We start from the raw sequence: 19207 nt of genomic DNA on the forward strand, positions 1-19207 counted from the left end.
GGCTTGTGTCGCCATGATCCTGCTGCCTCTGTCCGTGGGTCCAGCACAGGCCCAAAGCATCGAAGAACTGCGGGACATGCCGATCACCGCCCTGTCGAAGCTGGACGTCACCTCCGTCACGCGCTCGACGGCTTCATTGGCGGATGCCCCTGCCTCCATCTATGTCATCACCCACGACGACATCGTCCGGTCGGGCACATTGACGCTGCCGGGCATATTGCGGCTGGCCCCCAATCTTCAGGTCATGCGCGGCGGCCCCAACGATACGGTCGTCACCGCGCGGGGTCTCAGCGGCAATGACGCGGCGCAGAACTTCTCCAACAAACTGCTCGTCCTGATCGACGGCCGCAGCGTCTACTCCCCCCTCTATTCAGGGGTTTACTGGGACATGCCGGACATCCTGCCGGAGGATGTCGAGCGGATCGAGGTGATCTCCGGTCCCGGCGCGACTTTGTGGGGATCGAACGCGGTCAATGGCGTCATCAACATCATCACCCGCGATGCCGGCGCGTCGCAGGGCCTGTATGGAACGGGCGTCATCGGAAACCGCACCTATGATCTGGGCCTGCGCTATGGCGGTCATGCGAGCGGGACCGCCAGCTACCGCCTGTTCGTCAAGCGCCATGAAAATTTCGAAAGCGCATCGGGGCAGGATGACGGCAACCGCCGGACACAGGGCGGCTTCCGGTTCGACTGGAATTCGACGCCCGCCGATGCGCTGATGGTCCAGGGCGACGGCTATTTCGGATCCCGGTCGCAAGGTGCCGCCCCCGACGAGCATTTACATGGCTATGACCTTCTGACCCGCTGGCGCCACAACATGTCCTCCGGCGGCTCGCTGCAACTCCAGGCCTATTATGACCATAGCGCCCGCCGGATCGAGAAGGACGGAGGCCGTTTCGCCCTCGACACCTTCGATGTCGAGGGCCAGCACAGCTTCACGCTCGGTCAGTCCCATGCGATAGTCTGGGGCGGCGGCGCACGCCTGAACCGATATGTGATCAAGGATATTCCCGGTCTGGCATTCGTTCCCGACCGGCGCACCCTGTTCGTCGGCAATCTGTTTGCGCAGGACAGCATCGCCATCACCCCATCGCTGACGGGCACGATCGGTGCCAAGCTGGAACAGCGAACCTATGTAGACCTGACTTTCCTTCCGAGCGTCCGCCTGTCCTGGAAACCGGATGCGACAACATTGATCTGGGGCGCCATATCCCGTGCCGTGCGTTCGCCCACGCCCTTTGACGAAGATGCGGTGGAATCCATCGGCCAAACCGTTATCCTGACCGCCCTTTCCAGCTTCCGATCGGAAAAACTGACCGCCTATGAGCTGGGCACGCGCCTGATCGTTTCACCGGGCGCTTCGCTGTCGGTGTCGGGATTCTACAATGTCTATGACGATCTGAGGACGGTCGAGCCAGCGCCCGGCGGCTTCCTGCCGCTGCGTTGGGGCAATGGGATCAAGGGCGACAGCTATGGCCTGGACGCGTGGGCCGATATCCGACTGGCGAACTGGTGGCGATTGAAGCCCGGTTACAGCCTGCTCGTCCAGAAGTTCCGTTTCAAGGACGGCGCCGTACCCCTGTTGGGACTCTCCCAGGTCGGAAATGATCCGAAACATCGCGCGACTTTGCGGTCCTCCATGGATATCCGGCCGCAGGTGAAGGTCGATTTCGACCTGCGATATGTCAGCGCCCTGCCCGATCCGCACGTTCCGGCCTATGTCGAACTGGGCGCAAGGCTCGGCTGGCAGTTCGATGACCGGGCGGAACTGTCCGTTTCGGGTTTCAACCTGCTGCATCGCCAGCATCGGGAGCTTCCGGCTTCGCAGGCCATGCCGCTCGGCCGCAGCGTATTCGTGGCGCTTAAATGCACGATTTGAACCCTTTCACGTCCCAGCGGCGAAGGTTCGCTTCATGGTGCCTTCCGCTGTTCGCCTGGGTGATTTGCGGGGCAGGACCCGCCAGTTCGCCCACGGCGCTCGAACGTGCGATCCAGGCGAATTTCCTCTTCAAATTCGCGCCATTTGTGGAATGGCCGCCGGACGCATTTCCCGCCGCGGACAGGAAATTCATCATCTGCCTGGTGGGGGAAGATCCTTTCGGCTCGTTGCTCGAAGATGTCGTCCGGGACCAGAGAATGATGGGCCGTCCGGTCGTCATCCGTAAGGTCGGCGGCGAAGGCGGCCCGGCGGGATGCCACATCCTCTTTGCGGGATCCTCGACGGAGACCAATTACGCCCCTTTCACGGCAACCGAAGGACAGCCGGTCCTTACCGTGGCGGACAAGGCCGCCGGCCCTGGCGGCGCGATGATAGAATTTGTCAGGCAGAATGGCCGCGTGCGCTTCCAGATCAATGATGGCGCGGCCCGCGCCCATGGCCTCCGGATCAGTTCCAAATTGCTCGGCCTTGCAATCATGGTGGACAGGAAATGACGCAAGCTCCGGAAAACCGGCTCAGCATGGGCAACATCATCGGGCAGATGGCGACCCCTCTGTCTGCCGTTCTGATCGCCCTGTTCCTCCTGGCAGCTGGCCTTGCCGCGACCTTCCAGCTCGAACAGCTCGGCCGCCTGGAAAAGCTGCGTCAGGTCACCGTGCAAGCCCAAATTCTTGCCAGCGGGATCGCCGCCCCGCTGGCGTTCGAAGATGATGTCGCCTTGCGGGAATATCTGAATGCCCTCAAGACCGATCCGCAGATCGTCGCGGTCGCCGCCTATGATGGCCATGGCGATTTCGCCGCGGGATTCGCCCGGCCGCCCGCCAGGTTGCCGCCCCATTTCCCCAAGGGTGGCGAGAGCGCCAAACAGGAATCCTCCGCCAACTCCCTGATCGTGACCATCCCCGTCATGCAGGGCAGCACAAGGCTGGGTTCGGTCTATCTGCTTTCGACCGTCGACAGCCTGTCGCGCCGCCTGACACGCTATCTTGGCATTGCGGTTATCGTGGTGGCGGCTTCCGTGCTGATCGTGATGTTGACGGCTTCCTATTCATCCCTGCGCCATGCGCATCAGAAGCTGCAAGCGGAGATTGCGAGCCGGCAGCAGGCGGAAGAAGCCTTGCGTCAGTCACAGAAAATGGAAGCCATGGGACAGTTGACCGGCGGGGTCGCCCATGATTTCAACAACCTGCTGATGATCGCGTCCGGCGGCCTTGATTTGATGGAGCGTACCCACGACCAGGCCAGGCAGGAGAAATTGAAAGCCGGGATACGTCAGGCGCTCGATCGGGGTGCGAAGCTGACGCGCCAACTGCTCGCCTTTGCACGGCGCACGCCGCTCCACCCGGAAGTGATCGATCTGCGAGAGCGCATCAGGGGGATGGACGCGCTGCTGGAGCGTTCGCTGGGCGAAAGCATAGAGGTCGCGATGCACTTGCCCGCCGACCTCTGGCCTGTCGAACTGGATGCGTCGGAACTGGAAGTGGCGATCCTCAATATCGCGCTCAATGCGCGCGACGCGATGCCCCGGGGCGGCACGATCATCATCGAAGGCACGAATTTGCCCGGCGGCGACGATGCTCCCGACCAGGTACGGATCGCGGTGACGGACAGCGGGGTGGGTATTCCGGCCGATCTGGTCAACACGATCTTCGAACCCTTCTACACCACCAAGCCGGCGGGCCAGGGTACTGGCCTGGGCCTCAGTCAGGTCTATGGCTTCGTGCGGGCTTCGGGTGGCGAGGTCCTGGTGGACAGCATCGTTGGCAAGGGAACCGCCATCACCCTGCTGCTGCCTCGCTCCCTGCTCACGCCGAGCAAAACCGGCTTGCCGGCCGATCCGGTGGCTGCTTTGGGTAGACAACGCATTCTCCTGGTCGAGGATGACGACACGGTGGCGGATACGGTCGGCGGCATGCTGACCATTTTGGGCTATGAGGCCGAACGGGTCGGCAATGGGGACGATGCACTCCATCGGCTGGAGCGGGGAACCGACTTTTCGCTGGTCCTTTCGGACATGATCATGCCCGGCGATGTCAGCGGAATGGAACTGGCGCTATCGATCAGGAAACGGTGGCCACGCGTGGCGACGATGCTGATGACCGGCTATAGCGCAGCGGCCGCCTCCGCAGCGAAAGAAGGCGTGCCGTTGCTGGCAAAGCCGTTCACGATCCAGGACCTCTCGGTCCGACTGGCCATTGCACTGGATCAGACAGCGACCGGAAAGCCGTAATCCATGTCATCTGGCTACAGACAGATCAGCCGGTGAACAGCTCAGACATTCCATTCCGCAGTCCTGGCGATTTCACGCAGGATGAATTTCCGAACACGTCCTCCTCTCTATGCGGCGTCACTTTCCGGCCAAGAGATCAGTCCCGGCCGCTCGCCCCGATCCCCCGCTCGATCAGCCCATTGACGATGCCGGCAACCTCTTCGGCCGGACGGCTGTCGTCCCACACGCCAAAGCGCAAGCCCAGGAACACATTCATGCCCATGATCGCCCAGGCATGGACTTCATCCGGTTCGGCACCGACTTCCCCGCGCGCCGCCGCCTCCTGCAAACGGACCAATATGCGGGCAGCCGTGCTTTCATAATGATTGCGATAGGCCGCCTGGTCGACGAATTCCGCCTCGTCGATGATGCGGTATATTTCCTTGTGCCCGCGCGCGAATTCCAGAAAGCTGAGCAATCCCAGCCGCTCCGCGTCGATGCCGTCCCGGGCCTGCGCGATGCGCGGCGCGACATAGTCGCGGACCTGCCTGGACATATCCGCTACCAGGGCGCGGAAAATATCATCCTTGGTGTCGAAATAGGTATAGAAGCTGCCCAGCGCACAACCGGCCCGCCTGGTAATCCCGCTGATCGATCCTTCGTGAAACCCCTTCTCCCCAAACTCCTCGGCCGCCGCGGCCAACAGCGCCCGGCGGGTTCGCTCCCCTCGCGCGGTGCGTGGCGCCTTGTCCCTTTCGTCCCCTGATTGGGCCATCCTCCACCTCACATCTGTGTTCTTTTTGCCGCAGCCGGCGTGCTCGTGTCACGCGTCTTTAATTGAAGTTGAAAGTCGGTTCAACTTTCATTATCGAATCGGAATAACAGCTTCGCGACCCGTTTCACCGGGCGCCGTTTCAGGAGAGGAACCGTCCATGAAGGCTCATCATTCCCTGCGTATCGCCGCACTCGCCTCCGCCGCATGGGGCGGCGCCATCGCGCTTCCGGCCTTAGCGCAAAATGAAACGCCCGCCTTCGACAGTGGCAGCGAGATCATCGTCACCGCCCGCCGGCGGGAGGAGAATATCCTCGACGTGCCTGTGTCCGTCACCGCCATTTCAGCCGAAAGCATCGCCAAGCTCCAGGCGAACGACATGGCGGGCATCCAGGGGGCCGTGCCGAACGTCAATCTGGTTCAGGGACGCGGTTCCAGCTCCAATTCCAACTTCTTCATCCGCGGCATCGGCCAGCCCGACGCGCTCCAGACCTTCGACCCGGCGGTCGGCACCTATGTCGACGGGGTCTATTTCAGCCGCATCCAGGGCGCGCTGGTGAACCTGTTCGACGTGGAACGGGTGGAAGTGCTGCGCGGCCCCCAGGGTACGCTCTATGGGAAGAACACAATAGGTGGCGCAGTCAACATCGTCAGCCGCAAGCCCAGCACCACCGATTTCAAGGCGATGGGCAGCCTGACCTATGGCAGCTACGACACCTGGTTGGCGAACGGCTATGTGTCCGCGCCGCTGGTGCAGGACAAGCTCGCCCTCAGCATCGCGGGCGTCTATGACAAGCGCGACGGCACCGTCACCGATCCGCTGACCGATCGCAAATATAACGACCGCGACACCAAGGCAGGCCGCGCGATCCTGCGCGCCACCCCCAGCGAGCGCGTGGAACTGATCCTGTCGGGCGACTATACCCGTCAGCGGACGGCGCCGACGCTGGGCTATGGCACCGCGCCGCTCACCAACGTGCTTTACAACTCCGCCTTCCAGGTGATCGGGGTGCCGGTGGTGAAGCCCGCCTATCCCTATGGCAAATATGATTACAAGGCGTCGACCAGCCTGGCGCCGGGCCAGGGCCAGCGGCTCGACCATTGGGGCCTGTCCTTCACCGCCAATGTCGAGTTGAACGACGCGGTGACGCTGACCTCCATCACCGGCTACCGCAAGCTGCGCCCGGACTATTATATCGATTTCGACGCCACCGAACTGGAAGTGGCGGACGCTTTCGTCGGCGTGCACCAGAAACAGTTCAGCCAGGAATTGCAGCTTAAATATGACAGCGGGCCGTTGTCGGGCGTGTTCGGCCTTTATTATCTCAATGAGACGATCCGCTCCCATCAGGAAGCCTATGACGACAATTATCTCCAGGTGCAGCTCGCGCCCGGCGTCATCGTGCCGCTGCCCTTCACCCGCTATATCGACGACCATCAGAATGTAAAAAGCTACGCCGCCTTCGGGCAGATGAGCTATCAATTCACCGACAAGCTCTCGATCACGGCGGGCCTTCGCTATACCAAGGAACGCAAGCGCTATACCCGTTCGACCACCACGACGCTGGCGCCCACCCCCTTCCTCTTCCCCGCCAGCCTGCCCGCGCCCTATAACAGCCTCGACCATGTCGATTTCGACGCGTGGACGCCGATGGCGACGCTGTCCTACAAGCCGACCCGCGACACGCTGCTCTATGCGACCGTGTCGAAGGGTTTCAAATCGGGCGGCTTCAATGGCCGCGTCAACAGCCTGGGCGACGTGACCCAGGTCGTGGACGGCGTCACCACCATCGTCCCCTTTTTCAAGCCGGAAACGGTGTGGAGCTACGAAGCGGGCGCCAAGGGCAGCTTCCTGGGCGGCCGGGTCAACCTGTCCGCCGCCGCCTTCTATTCCGATTACAAGGATTTCCAGGCACGCGTCGGCGGCGGCGCGACCGGCATTGCGGGCGGCTCCTTCCCGGTCGTGAACGCCGGCAAGCTGCGCATCTGGGGCGTCGAGTTCGAGGCGTCGGTCAAGCCCGTGCGCAACCTGAACCTCGCCGCATCGGTCGGCTATCTCAATGCCGATTACAAGGAGTTCAACGACGGCCGCCGCGCGCCCACCTTCTCCTGCAATCCGACCGGCAATGCCATCACCTGCAAGCCGCCCTTCGCGCCGCCGATGACGATGCGGCTGGCTGCGGACTATACCATCCCGCTGGGCAGCGCGTCGCTGACCCTTGGCGGCGACATGCGCTTCGTCGACAAGCAATGGCTGTCGGTCGACAATCGTCCTGGCCTCTATGAGGACGGCTACACCATCGCCAACGCCTATGTTCAGGCCGATTTCGCGCAGGGCCGATATTATCTGCGCGGTGCGGTGAAGAACGCCTTCAAGGAACTGTACAAGACCGACGGCCAGGAATTTTCCAGCGTGGGCAATATCCAGACGGTCTATTATGGCGATCCGCGGACCTGGACGATCACTGCGGGCTTCCGCTTCTAAACGCAAAAAGGCATTGGCAGCGGCATGACGGAACAAGCGCAGGAAACAGCAAGCAAAGGCTATCGTGCGCTCGTCCTCGCCATGCTGCTGCTGGTCTATACCTTCAATTTCCTCGACCGGCAGATCCTCGGCATCCTTGCCGGGCCGATCAAGGCGGAACTGGGCCTCAGCGACACTCAGCTTGGCGCTCTGGGGGGCATCGCCTTCGCTTTGCTCTATTCGACGCTGGCCATTCCGCTCGCCCTGCTGGCCGACCGCACCAGTCGCACCTGGGTCATCACCGCGAGCCTCGCGGTCTGGAGCGGCTTCACCGCCCTGTGCGGCATGGCGGGCAGCTTTGCCCAGATGTTCCTGTTCCGCATCGGTGTCGGCGTCGGGGAAGCAGGCGGGGTCGCACCCTCCTATGCCGTCATCTCCGACTATTTCCCACAGCAGCAGCGCGCCCGTGCCCTTTCCATCTATTCGCTCGGCATTCCGCTGGGATCGGCCGGCGGCGTTCTTCTGGGTGGCTATATCGCGCAAACGGTGGAATGGCGGACGGCCTTCATCCTCGTCGGCCTGGCTGGCCTGCTGATCGCTCCCGTCTTCCGCCTCACCGTCCGGGAACCCGTGCGTCCGGCGGCGAAGAACGATGCTATCCCGGTCTCGGCGGTCTTCGGCATGTTGGCGGCCAAGCGTAGCTTCTGGCTGCTCGCATTGGGTGCGGCCTGTTCCTCGCTCTGCGGCTATGGCGTGGCCTTCTGGCTCCCCAGCCTGTTGATGCGCAGCTTCGGGCTGGACCTCATGGGCGCGGGCCAGTTCCTGGGCGCGCTGCTGCTGATCGGCGGGGTGGCGGGCGTACTGCTGGGCGGCTGGCTGGGGGATCGTCTGGGTGGGCGAGACAAGGCCGCCTATGCCTGGGTTCCCGCCGTCAGTTATATCGTCGGCATGCCGCTGTTCGTCATCGGCGTGCTGTCGGACAGTGTCACCTTGGCCTTCTGCCTGTTCCTGATCCCGCAAGCGCTGGTCTATGTCTGGCTGGGCCCCGTGCTGACCGCCGTCCAGCATCTCGTTCCAGCCCAGATGCGCGCCACGGCATCCGCAACCTTCCTGCTGATCAACAATCTGGTCGGCCTGGGCCTGGGGAGTTGGAGCGTCGGCGCCCTGTCCGACGCTTTGACGCCGCAGTTCGGCGGCGAAGCGCTGCGCTATGCGATCGTCGCGGCTCTCGTCTTCTACCTGTTGGCGGGCCTGTTCATGGCGCTTGCCGGAAAGGCGCTCCGCAAGGACTGGGTCACCGCCTGACGAGCGCTGCGCAACGAAAAAGCGAAACCACTTTGATATAGCTATTTCCGATAAATATCATTGATGATACATATGTATCATGATTTCGTCCGATACCAGCGTATGGCTGGCCCTGCTGCATCAGCTACCGGCCAAACCACCCTATCTGCGCGTAAAGATCTGGCGCCGATTGCAAGCCATCGGCGCCGTGCCACTCAAAAATGCGGTGCACCTCTTGCCCCATTCGGCGGAGTCTGAAGCAGCTTTCCGGGACCTGTTGGAGGAGATCAGCGGGAGCGGCGGAGAAGCGATAGTGATCGAGGCAAAATTGCTGGCCGGTCAGTCCGACAGCGATGTTCGCCTCCTGTTCGATACCGCGCGCGACGCCGATTATGACGAGATCGCTCAAGCGGCCCGGCGCCTGCTGGAGACGGGACCGGCGAGTGGGGCCGACATCGCAAAACTCCAAAAGCGGCTCGAAGAGGTGGGCAGGCTCGATTTTTTCGGCGCCCATGGCCGCCAGGAGGCCGAAGCCGCCCTCGCCGATCTGGACCGCCAGCGCTATCAGCATCCCGACATCGGCCGCAACGAACCGTCGCATATATCCGAACCGCTTGATTTGACAGGACGTACCTGGGTCACGCGCCGCGGCGTCCATGTCGACCGCATCGCCTGCGCCTGGCTGATCCGCCGCTTCATCGATCCCGACGCCCGCTTCAAATTCGTCGATGGCCGCCACTATGATCCGATCGGAGGCGAGTTCCGGTTCGACATGGTCGATGCCGAGTTCACCCATGAGGGCGACAGGTGCAGCTTCGAGATGCTGCTGCTCCGCGCCGACCTCACCGACGATCACGCACTGGTCGCCATTGGCGAGATCATCCATGAACTCGACATTGGCGACGGCAAATTCGTCCGTCCGGAGACCGCGGGCGTCGGTGCCATGCTCTCGGGCGTCTGCGCCTCGACCGACGACGATCTCCAACGCATTACCATGGCGAGCGAGGCGCTGAACCAGTTTCACGCCTTTTTCAGTAACAGGAAGTCAGACCGATGACGGCCAACGCCCCTTCCCTTGTCCCTTCAGATGCATCACCCAATGGCGATCATGGCATTTCCCTGGGGGAAGTGACCCGCGTCTGGGCACGGATAGCGGCGCTCAGCTTCGGCGGCCCGGCGGGGCAGATCGCGGTCATGCACCGTATCCTGGTCGAAGAGAAAAGATGGATCGGGGAAGAGCGCTTCCTGCACGCCTTGAATTATTGCATGTTGCTGCCCGGACCGGAGGCGCAGCAGCTCGCCGTCTATATCGGTTGGTTGCTGCACAAGACCAAGGGCGGGCTGATTGCCGGCGCGCTGTTCGTGCTGCCGGGGTTCCTCGCCATATTGGGCCTGAGTTACATCTATGTCCTCTTCGGCCATGTCTCACTGATCGAGGGGCTGTTCTTCGGCCTCAAGGCCGCCGTGCTGGCGGTGGTGGTGCAGGCTGTCGTGCGCGTGGGTTCGCGGGCGCTCAAGAATAATGTCATGCGCGGCATTGCGGCGGCTGCTTTCGTCTCGATCTTTTTTCTCGACGCACCTTTTCCGCTGATCGTGCTGGCTGCGGGGCTGATCGGCTATCTCGGCGGGCGCAGCGGCGTCCCCCAGTTCAGAGGTGGCGGCGGCCATGGCGCGGCGGGAGGCAATATCGTCCACGATCGCGAAACGGCGCTGGGCGAAGCCTTGCCGGATCATGCCAAACCCAATCTCGGCTGGTCGCTGCGGATATGCTCCATCCTGCTGCTACTCTGGCTGGGGCCGGTTCTGGCGCTGTTCCTGGTCCTGGGACCGGACGACGTTTTTTCACGCATCGCCACCTTCTTCAGCCAGATGGCTGTGGTCACATTCGGCGGGGCCTATGCGGTGTTGGCCTATGTGGCGCAGGAAGCGGTCGGCACCTTCGGCTGGCTGCGTCCCGGGGAGATGCTCGACGGCCTCGGCATGGCGGAAACCACGCCGGGACCGCTGATCATGGTGACGCAATTCGTCGGCTTCCTCGCGGCGTTTCGCGATGCCGGGCCGCTCCCCCCTCTGCTGGCCGCAACCCTGGGCGCGATCCTCACAACCTGGGTGACGTTCGTCCCCTGCTTCCTCTGGATCTTCGCGGGCGCCCCCTTCATCGAGCGGCTGCGTGGCAACAGGGCGCTGTCCTCCGCTCTGACCGCCATCACCGCGGCGGTGGTGGGCGTGATCCTCAATCTTGCCATCTGGTTCGCCATCCACACCCTGTTCGGGCAGATCAGGCCGATCGAGACGCCCACCGGATCGCTTGACATGCCGGTGCTGGCTTCGATCAACATTCCGGCGGCGTTGCTGTCGGCCGGTGCCATGATCGCGGTGTTCCGCTTCAAACTCGGCGTCCTCCCCGTATTGGCCGCGTCCGCCACGATCGGCGCCGTCTATATCCTCCTGATCTGAACAGACTGTGCGTCTTCAACATGGCAAGAAAGAAGGACCATCCCCGATGCATTGAAAAGCGCAGCGATCGGTTTCCGGCACTTTTCGCATCTATTTGGTCCAATTTGATAGATATCATAGGATTGAAGCTTGTTCTTTCGATCCAGAATTGCATCTCGTCAGCCTTTTTAAGGGGCGGGCGTGCGGATTCCACTTGAAGCTGCCATCGGTGCGGGAACCATCATCACGACGGCGAGCTATGCTTTGTTCAGTGCCGTCCGCCATCCGGCGGCGCTTGCCATGACAATAGGCAACGATGTGCCTCTCCGGTGGGTCGTTGCGACGCTGTTCCTGATCTTCACCCCGTCATTGTTCCTGCTGGGCGGATCGAGGGCCGCGCGCATCTGGGTATCCCTGATCATCATCATCGACACTGCATTGATGGTCACAATCGTGCGACATATCGGTCTGGAGGCCGCTTTGAAGACGATTCCCGCCAAACTCGCCGTCATGCATCTGTGCGGCATTGTCGCCCTGTGGATGCCGCGCAGCAATGCCTGGTTCAACGATCGGCCGGCGGATGCATGAAGACGGGCTGCGGCAGGGCGCTGCCGGTCTCAGATGGTGCTGCGGAACTGGCGGTTCTGCCGGAAGGCCCAGCGCAGCATATGGGCGATAGTGAAAGCACCGCCCCGGATCAGGGGGGAGGCCAGCGGACGGATCTGGAAGCCATGCAATCGCTTCGCCCAGAACGGCAATATATCGACGGCCGCCTGCATCAACAGGGCCTGCGCAGGTTTCATGGCGGTGGATGGCGCAGGTTGCGACAGGATCATGCGGGCAACATCGCGGGTGCGGGCATCGACCCTCAACTCCGGCAGGAATGATGTGATCAGTGCCTCTGCCTCGACGCGGCTTTCGGGCACCGTGTCGGCGCCGAGCGCGCGCGCGACCTGCGCCGCCTGGGCAAAATAGCTGTCCTGATCCGCGCCGCTCATTCCCGGCTCGGCGAAGGCGATCCAAGCGTCCAGGAAAGCCATGGCCTCACACACATGCACCCAGGCCAGCAGGCGCGGATCGTTGGCCGCGTAGCGCGTGCCATCGGGCAGGGCGCCCTTCACATGCCCATGCACGCGACGTACCCGATCGATGACCGCCTCCGCATCCGCGCGATCGCCGAAGGTGGTGACTGCGATAAAGCGTGCCGTACGCCGCAATCGCCCCACCATGTCACGGCGAAAACCGCTATGGTCCCACACGCCGGCCAGCGCCGCGGGATGGAGCATCTGAAGCAACAGCGCGGTGACGCCGCCGATCATCATCGTCGTCACATCGCCATGGACGCGCCAGATCACCGATTGGGGCGGGTAGAGGGCGTTATCCGAGCGGACGACTGGCTTTTCGCCGCGATCCCGATCGTTGAAGACGTCCTGAACTTGCCGGACCAGCATATGCCGCAGATGGCTGCTCGGCGGTAGAAGAAGCCCGTTGGCCATGATCAGAAGCCTTTCTCGGTAACGAACGGATGGAGGGGCGCATCGGTCGGTATCCGCTTGTCGGCGCCGGTGATGGCCGCCAGCGCCGCATCCAGGTCGGGATAGCGGAACAGGAAGCCGGTTCGGGCCGCGGCGGCCGGCAAAACCCGCTGCCCGCTCAGCAGCAATTCGTCCGCGAAACCGCCCAGCAACCGGCGTAGCGGCCAGGCGGGTACGGGCAGAATGGCAGGGCGATGCAAGGCCCGCCCCAAGGCTGCGGTGAAGATGCGATTGGTGACCGGCACCGGCGCAGTGCCGTTGACCGGACCGCCGATATCCGAGCGGGCGATGCAATGGACGATCAGGCGGACAAGATCGTCGCGGTGGATCCAGCTCATCCAATGCCGCCCGTCGCCGAAGCGGCCGCCCAGCCCATATTCGAACGGCGTCAACATTCGCGCCAGCATCCCGCCGCTGACGTCCAGCACGAGGCCGGTGCGCAGATAGACCGTACGCACGCCCAATCCCTCGGCGCGGCGGGCGGCACGCTCCCAGTTCAGGCAGACATGGCGCGAGAAGCACGGCCTACCCTCACTGTCTTCGCTCAGGCTCTCGTCGCCGCGAAGTCCATAGATGCCGATCGCCGATCCGCTGACCAGCACGACCGGCCGATGATGGAGCCGCTGCATCAGGCGAACGACATGCTGGGTCATGGCCATGCGTGAGCGGACGATGCGCTGGCGCTTGGCGCGGGTCCAGGGGCCGTTGGAGATCGGCTCGCCCGCCAGATTGACGATGGCATCGATAGGAGTATCGGATGCGATGGCGTCGAGACTGGTGACGATATGCACGGGGTTCGCGCCAAGCAGACGCAGAGCCTTGGCCCGGTCACGGGTCAGCACGGTGACATCGTGGCCCGTACTGGCCAGCGCCTCGACCAGGCGGCTGCCGACGAAACCGGTGCCGCCAGTCACCAGAACGGCTTTGCGCGCACCGAGCGCAGCGGCGAGCGGCGCGGGATCGGCCGGGACGAGGCGTGGACATCGACGCGCCGCCGCCAGATCGCGCAGGCCCGATACGAACACACCGAAGGCGGCAATGGCGCAGAACCAGCTCATGATACCGTAATGAACGGGCAAGATCGCGCTTGGCTCCCCTGCCCAGCCGGCCAGCACGGGGATCAGCATGGCGAGGATGACACCATAGTTGAGCGTCAGCAGGGTGTGAACGACCCGCTCGGTCGCGGGCAGATGGCGGGTACGGTCTTCCTCGACGAAATCCCAAAGGGTGATGAACAGTTCACCCGCCAGCAAAAGGATCAGCGCAATCGCCCAACCGCCCTGCGGCATGGTCCATCCGAGGCAGGCGAAGGCGAGCATATAGGCAAGGTTGCGCACGCCATGGAGGCGCAGCTCCATATCCTGACCCGGCCGCCAGGCGAGCCGTTCGGTTCCCTCATGATGATAGAAGGTGTCGAACGCGCCCATCATCATCTGAAGGGCGATGAATAGCCAGAGGGTGGTCGTCATGGCTGGTCCTCCTGTTGCCGGACTGGCTGGTCGTGGAAATGGCCGACTTGACGGATGATCTCGCCAAGCAGGCCGTGACGCAGGGACAGAGTGAAGGCGAACGCCCCTTCCCCCATGTCCTCATGATCGATGCTGAGAACGCCCGGGGCGATCCAGCGCGGCAGGCGCAATCGCAGCCGGCCGACGCAGAAGAAATAATGATGGCTGCAAAAACGGATACCGGTTTCGCTTGCCGCGACGGTCAGCGCGATACCGAATCCGGCGCCCAGATATTCCTCCAGACCGGTGGGGCCGGCGAACCGCTTGGCGCTGTGGATCACCTGGGGAAAGCCGCGCGGCCGGGCGTACATACGGGTCCAGACCTGCCCACCGCTGGCCCCATCCTCCGTCACCGTGACGACCGCCGCTATGCCGCCATCCCGGCCGAGCGGCAGCGGCGATCCGATCAGCCGACACGCCTGCGCCAGCAACCAGCCGAGAGGCCGCATCCGGCATGTCATCACCTGCCCCGCATAGCTCACCGATCCCCCGGGCAACAGACGCTTGGCGAACCGCGCCCGCACCGCCTGCGGCAGACTGTTCCATGCCTCCGCGCCAAGCAGCGCGCGGAAGCGCATATCTGGTATCTGATCGGCGCGTGGTCGGGGAAGGCCGTCGTCACCTATGCTCCGGATCGCTGCGCGCGCCATCTTCCCTTCCTCCAATATATTCGGTTATTTCTGTATCAAGAGAAATTATGGAATGAAGAAAAGCTATTCAGCTCCCTTCTTGCTCCCCTTCCCGCTGACGAACTTGAGTAGGCCCACGACCTTCGATCCCATGCGGATCAGCGTCATGATCTGGGCCGGCGGGACGTTCAGCATCTGCTGATACCAGCTTTCGACAATATTCATGAAGTCGTGCATCGAATGGAGGCGCTGGCGAACGGCGGAGCTGATCCGGGGATCGTCGGCATGCGCCATGGCGGCGCGGATCGCAGCCACCATGGGATCGATCTCTCGCTCCTTGCGGCCCTGCGCGACCTTGGTCGCCATCTGCCATAAATCGGTTTCCGCCTCATAATGATCGCGCCGATCCCCCAGCACCGGCACCCTCCAGGCCAACTTCCACGCGAGCAACTCGCGCAGACTGTTCGACACGTTGGAGCGTGCCATGCCGAGCTTGTCGGCGATATCCTCCGCCGTGAGCGGCCGATCTGACAGGAAAAGCAAGGCATGGATCTGCGCCACCGAACGGTTGACACCCCATTGCCCGCCCATGTCGCCCCAACGGAGCACGAATTGCTCCACAGCGGGAGGAAGGCTTTGCGATTCGTTAGATATTTCTGTCATGACAGAAATATCTAACGAGAATGGAGTGATGTCAATCGGAGATCACAATGGCTGAGCGGCGCTAATGCACGATCTTTTCGAGCGTGGGGATCAAGGCCCGGACCATTTCCATTCTCGGAACGACAGGCGCTTGGGGGTGTGCATTGACGACCGGTCCACCGCAGGCACCTGAGCAGAACAGGAATGGAATATCATATTGCTCCAAGTCGTCCGCCAACAGAGCGACATCCCCGTCGTGTAGATGGATGTCGAGTATGGCGGCCCAGGGAAAATGCATGGCAACCGCCGCGACGGCATCGCTAAGGCTGCTATATGGTCCATCCACCGCATAATGCGCATCTTCGAGCATGTCGGTGATGAGCGCGCCCAGGGCGGCGTCATCTTCAACCAGCAATATGGTGGGTTGCCCTGGCATCACTCAGGCCAGCCCGAAATGGGCGCGGTAGCGGGCGAAGCAACGCTCGCCGCATCGCAGACGGATCAAGGCGCCTTCCGCAATGGCTTTCGCACGGCGTGAATCCTCGGCCACCAATGGTTTGATGGCTTCGTCGTTCCAGTCGCGGCTATGCTTGATGTCGAGGACGGCATGCAAATCGAAATAGCGCCGTTGACTCGCCGTCAGCCCGATACGGCGCAGCGCACATGCTGTATGGGCGGACCGGGCCGGCGCCGTCAATTCGATAACGCCAAGTGCGCCGACGCTATGCCAGGCAAAGAAGCGTGAGCTAGCCATGGCCGTCATTGCGTTGGCGAGCGCGAGGCTTTCCCACACGGTCCGTTCGATACGAATGTCAAGGCCAAGAATATCGACCAGTTGGCCGAGCATGGGGCCGTGCATGCCCCGGACATTGCCCCGCCCCATCTCGTCCCAATAATTGCGGGCCAACTCCAATTTTGCTTTATCGGGCAACTTCACCTGGGTCATCGCCACCAGATCATCGAACCCAGCCTCGCCGGCGGCTTCCTGTCCCAAAAACCAGCGAATATCATTGATCGAGGCTTGGTCGGCCAGCCAGGGGAACAAACGATCCTGTTGGCCGGGGCCACTGTTTCTCAGTTCTTCGAACCATTCGATAAAGCCGTCGGGGTCCGTAGGAGCCTCAGTCGCCTCATCCGCGACCTCTCGGCGCAACTCTTCTATGAAGCCATGTTCCAGACGCTGCATACGCCGGTCGGCTTCGAACCTGGCCGCCGTCAATTCATCCGGGAAGTTCGGCGCCAACCGCTTCCGGTTCCATCTGCTCAGCTCTTCCTGAAAGTCCTGTTGAAGAAACTGCGATTGGAGCGAATTCCATAGAGTGGCCAAGACGGGTTCCTTTATATGCGTGGCTAAGAAATCCCCGTGAACCGAAAGTCGTTCCGCAAAAACATATTGATCGTGATCAAGTCTCGGACGTCGGCTCGCTGTTCATAATAGTGCCACACGATCGAAATCACGATGACCCAATATTGCGGTAGCCGCCCTTCAAATCCGGGGGGAGCACCATGTTCAAGACATTCTTCGCATTGCTGTTCGCGCTTTTGGCGGCACTCGCGCCTATCGGTACTGGCCGGATGGGACTGAAGGACCAGGCGGGCGCGGCAGAAACCGCGACGGGCGTACCGGGAGACAATGTGCTGTCGGTCATGACATATAATATCAAGGGTCTGCCCTGGCCGGTCGCGCTCGACCGGGCCGGCGCGCTGGATCGGATCGGCCAGCGGTTGGCGGCGATGCGTCGCGCCGCGCAGCAGCCGCACATCGTCCTGATGCAGGAGGTTTTCTCCTCCCAGGCCGCAGAGGTGGCCGCAATGGCCGGTTACCGGCATGTCATCATGGGTCCCGATACAGCCCTGCGCACAGCCACGACCATGGACGATGCGGACCGGCACTATATCGAGGATGGCCGCTGGGACCGGGGCGAAAATATGGGCAAGCCGTTGAACAGCGGTCTCATGATCCTGTCGGATTATCCGGTCCTTGGGATTGATCGGATGGCCTTCCCCGACTTTGCCTGCGCCGGTTTTGATTGCCTAGCCAACAAAGGCGTGTTGATCGCCCATCTGGACGTCCCTGGTATCGGACGGGTCAGCATCATCAATGCTCATCTGAACGCGCGCTCGGCGGCCATGGTGCCTGTCGCGCGATCGCAACAAGCCTTTGTACGGCAGGTCGATCTGATGGCACGCTTCGTTGTCCGGCACGTGCCGCGGGGACAAGCCATGATCCTGGGCGGCGATATGAATATCGGTGGCGACCTACAACGCCGGACCAGCTTCTTTACCGGCTTCAAGCGATCCGGTTTCTCCTTCGTCACCCCGGCTCTGGATGGTGCAAGCCAGGCGCTTGCACAAAGCTTGGCGGGCAAGGGTGATATGCAGAGGGACCTGCTTCACGCCGCTCGGCACGGCAAGGATTGGCTGTTCGCCCGCGACACAAGCGGCGCTGCCATGTCCGTTGCGAGCGCACTGGTGCCCTTCGGCAACGAAGTGGGCGGCGAACCGCTGTCCGATCATTTTGGTTATGTGATCGATTATGCCCCGCAGGGAAGGCATGAAAGGATCCACCTTGCCGAGCGCGGCGGGACTCGTCAGCCGGGAGCCCTTTGATGCGCGGCCGGTATTGCGGGCTCGCCGCGCCGCTCCTGTTGCTTGGCGGAACCGCCGAGGCACAGAGCGGCGATATGAACGCTACCTTTTCCCTTAAGCCAGGTCCACTACGCCCCATTTCGCGCACCCTGAACGACAGGAACATGCGTTCGCGATTTTACCGACTGGAAAAGGTCCTCGTCGACGATCGATCCCATGAAATGACGATGGTTTTCCGGCGTAAAAAGCAGCGGTTCAGTGGAGACCGGCTGGGCGGAAGGGATGAACCGGTTTCCACCGATGTCGTACCCCAAAGCCGAATGGTCCTGATGACCTTTGAAGATCGGATCCCGCTGACGGCGCAGCTGACCGCAAGGGCGGGGTTTCAGGGCATGAAGCTTAGTAATCGCGTCGCCAATGCCACTTCGCTGGACAATGATGAGCGCCTTCGCATGCGCGACTGGTTCATGCCACGCGCGACCGTCATCTGGAGCCCTAAGGCGAACGTCGACCTGATGATCGACTATAGGGAAAGCTTGACCGGCTATGGCGAGACCGGCCGGACCGGGCCGATGGCGATGACGAGGGAGGAATTTCGGGCATGGTCGCGCAATTTCCGGCCCGAACGGCACAGCCGCCTTCGTTTCGATGCCGAATGGCGACCGTCCACGGACCTCGACCTGGCCGTGACGGCTTTTCAGGGGCGCATCGATAATCGGATGCTGTTTATCGACCGTGGATATCTGCCGGTCAACGGCGGCTCGGCCAATCTTCAAGGCGCCACCATCAGCATCCGCCATCGCCTGTCGTCACGGTGGCACTGGTCGATGCGCTATGGTGCGACACAGCTTAACCGGACGGAAGGCGGCCGCGCCACCGAACAGGGTATGACGGTCCAGGCCGGTTGGAGCAGTGGGCCCTGGAGCGCATCGCTGAGCGGCACCAGAAGCAGCCAAGCTGCGCTGCTACACGAGGCCGCGGGATCGAGGGGGCCGATGCATATCGAAGGCGCGCTGCGGTACGAGATTGCCGGATTTGATCGCATGCCGCTCAACGTCTCGCTGCGCTTGACGGATTTAAGTCAACTCGCCGGCGATAAATTGTTGCGCCACGACCTTTCCGGAATTGCCCCTGCGACCGATCATGCGCGCGGGCTGATGCTGAATGTCGGCTGCAGCTGGTAGAAGCAGCCGGCAT

17 protein-coding genes are annotated in these 19207 nt (G+C 62.4%); 10 read left to right on the forward strand and 7 right to left on the reverse strand.

Going from position 1 to position 19207, the window contains the following annotated elements:
* Positions 1 to 13 precede the first annotated feature (13 nt).
* Genes CAF53_RS19235 through CAF53_RS19245 form a run of 3 tightly spaced genes read left to right on the forward strand, consistent with a single transcriptional unit; the run spans position 14 to position 4172 of the window.
* Positions 14 to 1882: a TonB-dependent receptor gene (locus CAF53_RS19235; RefSeq protein WP_242443524.1), complete on the forward strand. Its 1869-nt coding sequence runs from the start codon at positions 14 to 16 to the stop codon at positions 1880 to 1882.
* Positions 1870 to 2436, forward strand: coding sequence for a YfiR family protein (locus CAF53_RS19240; RefSeq protein ID WP_100239247.1), 567 nt, complete (start codon positions 1870 to 1872; stop codon positions 2434 to 2436). The genes CAF53_RS19235 and CAF53_RS19240 overlap by 13 nt, the downstream gene beginning before the upstream one ends.
* Entirely contained in the window at positions 2433 to 4172 is a 1740-nt protein-coding gene (locus CAF53_RS19245) for an ATP-binding protein (RefSeq protein WP_100239248.1), read from the forward strand. Before CAF53_RS19240 ends, CAF53_RS19245 begins: the two co-directional genes overlap by 4 nt.
* Positions 4173 to 4308: 136 nt before the next feature.
* Here CAF53_RS19245 and CAF53_RS19250 read toward each other — a convergent pair whose 3' ends face one another.
* Positions 4309 to 4926, reverse strand: a complete 618-nt coding sequence (locus CAF53_RS19250) for a TetR/AcrR family transcriptional regulator (RefSeq protein ID WP_100239249.1) — start codon at positions 4924 to 4926, stop codon at positions 4309 to 4311.
* A gap of 157 nt (positions 4927 to 5083) precedes the next feature.
* Between CAF53_RS19250 and CAF53_RS19255 the strand changes: the two genes are divergently transcribed.
* From CAF53_RS19255 to CAF53_RS19275, 5 genes are all read left to right on the forward strand, one after another.
* Complete coding sequence (locus tag CAF53_RS19255; protein WP_100239250.1) at positions 5084 to 7408, forward strand: TonB-dependent receptor; 2325 nt, start codon at positions 5084 to 5086, stop codon at positions 7406 to 7408.
* Between the two features lie 24 nt (positions 7409 to 7432).
* Positions 7433 to 8692 carry an MFS transporter gene (locus tag CAF53_RS19260; RefSeq protein WP_100239251.1) on the forward strand — a complete coding sequence of 420 codons (1260 nt, stop codon included), beginning with the start codon at positions 7433 to 7435 and terminating at the stop codon, positions 8690 to 8692.
* Positions 8693 to 8771: 79 nt separating this feature from the next.
* Positions 8772 to 9728: a chromate resistance protein ChrB domain-containing protein gene (locus CAF53_RS19265; protein ID WP_100239252.1), complete on the forward strand. Its 957-nt coding sequence runs from the start codon at positions 8772 to 8774 to the stop codon at positions 9726 to 9728.
* Complete coding sequence (chrA, locus tag CAF53_RS19270; protein WP_100239253.1) at positions 9725 to 11128, forward strand: chromate efflux transporter; 1404 nt, start codon at positions 9725 to 9727, stop codon at positions 11126 to 11128. The genes CAF53_RS19265 and chrA overlap by 4 nt, the downstream gene beginning before the upstream one ends.
* A 180-nt stretch (positions 11129 to 11308) precedes the next feature.
* Positions 11309 to 11695, forward strand: coding sequence for a hypothetical protein (locus CAF53_RS19275; protein WP_100239254.1), 387 nt, complete (start codon positions 11309 to 11311; stop codon positions 11693 to 11695).
* 29 nt (positions 11696 to 11724) lie between these two features.
* Here the strand turns inward: CAF53_RS19275 and CAF53_RS19280 are convergent, their stop codons facing one another.
* The 6 genes from CAF53_RS19280 to CAF53_RS19305 form a co-directional block, all read right to left on the reverse strand.
* The gene (locus CAF53_RS19280; protein WP_100239255.1) at positions 11725 to 12603 is read right to left on the reverse strand and encodes an oxygenase MpaB family protein; all 879 of its coding nucleotides are present in this window, start codon (positions 12601 to 12603) and stop codon (positions 11725 to 11727) included.
* A 2-nt stretch (positions 12604 to 12605) separates the two neighbouring features.
* Positions 12606 to 14111 (reverse strand): TIGR01777 family oxidoreductase, encoded by a 1506-nt coding sequence (locus CAF53_RS19285; protein ID WP_100239256.1) that lies wholly within the window; start codon positions 14109 to 14111, stop codon positions 12606 to 12608.
* Positions 14108 to 14728 carry a DUF4166 domain-containing protein gene (locus tag CAF53_RS19290; protein ID WP_100239565.1) on the reverse strand — a complete coding sequence of 207 codons (621 nt, stop codon included), beginning with the start codon at positions 14726 to 14728 and terminating at the stop codon, positions 14108 to 14110. Before CAF53_RS19290 ends, CAF53_RS19285 begins: the two co-directional genes overlap by 4 nt.
* Before the next feature lie 135 nt (positions 14729 to 14863).
* Positions 14864 to 15388, reverse strand: coding sequence for a MarR family transcriptional regulator (locus tag CAF53_RS19295; protein ID WP_242443525.1), 525 nt, complete (start codon positions 15386 to 15388; stop codon positions 14864 to 14866).
* Between the two features lie 115 nt (positions 15389 to 15503).
* On the reverse strand, positions 15504 to 15857 hold the full coding sequence (locus tag CAF53_RS19300; protein ID WP_100239257.1) for a response regulator transcription factor: 354 nt from the start codon (positions 15855 to 15857) through the stop codon (positions 15504 to 15506).
* A gap of 3 nt (positions 15858 to 15860) precedes the next feature.
* On the reverse strand, positions 15861 to 16748 hold the full coding sequence (locus tag CAF53_RS19305; protein WP_046764201.1) for an iron-containing redox enzyme family protein: 888 nt from the start codon (positions 16746 to 16748) through the stop codon (positions 15861 to 15863).
* Positions 16749 to 16927: 179 nt separating this feature from the next.
* Between CAF53_RS19305 and CAF53_RS19310 the strand changes: the two genes are divergently transcribed.
* The gene (locus CAF53_RS19310) at positions 16928 to 18031 is read left to right on the forward strand and encodes an endonuclease/exonuclease/phosphatase family protein (RefSeq protein WP_046764202.1); all 1104 of its coding nucleotides are present in this window, start codon (positions 16928 to 16930) and stop codon (positions 18029 to 18031) included.
* A gap of 308 nt (positions 18032 to 18339) precedes the next feature.
* Positions 18340 to 19194: a TonB-dependent receptor gene (locus CAF53_RS19315; RefSeq protein ID WP_157801305.1), complete on the forward strand. Its 855-nt coding sequence runs from the start codon at positions 18340 to 18342 to the stop codon at positions 19192 to 19194.
* Positions 19195 to 19207 lie beyond the last annotated feature (13 nt).

Origin of the sequence: Sphingobium sp. LB126, assembly GCF_002795205.1 — a bacterium.
GTDB classification, from domain to species: domain Bacteria; phylum Pseudomonadota; class Alphaproteobacteria; order Sphingomonadales; family Sphingomonadaceae; genus Sphingobium; species Sphingobium chungbukense.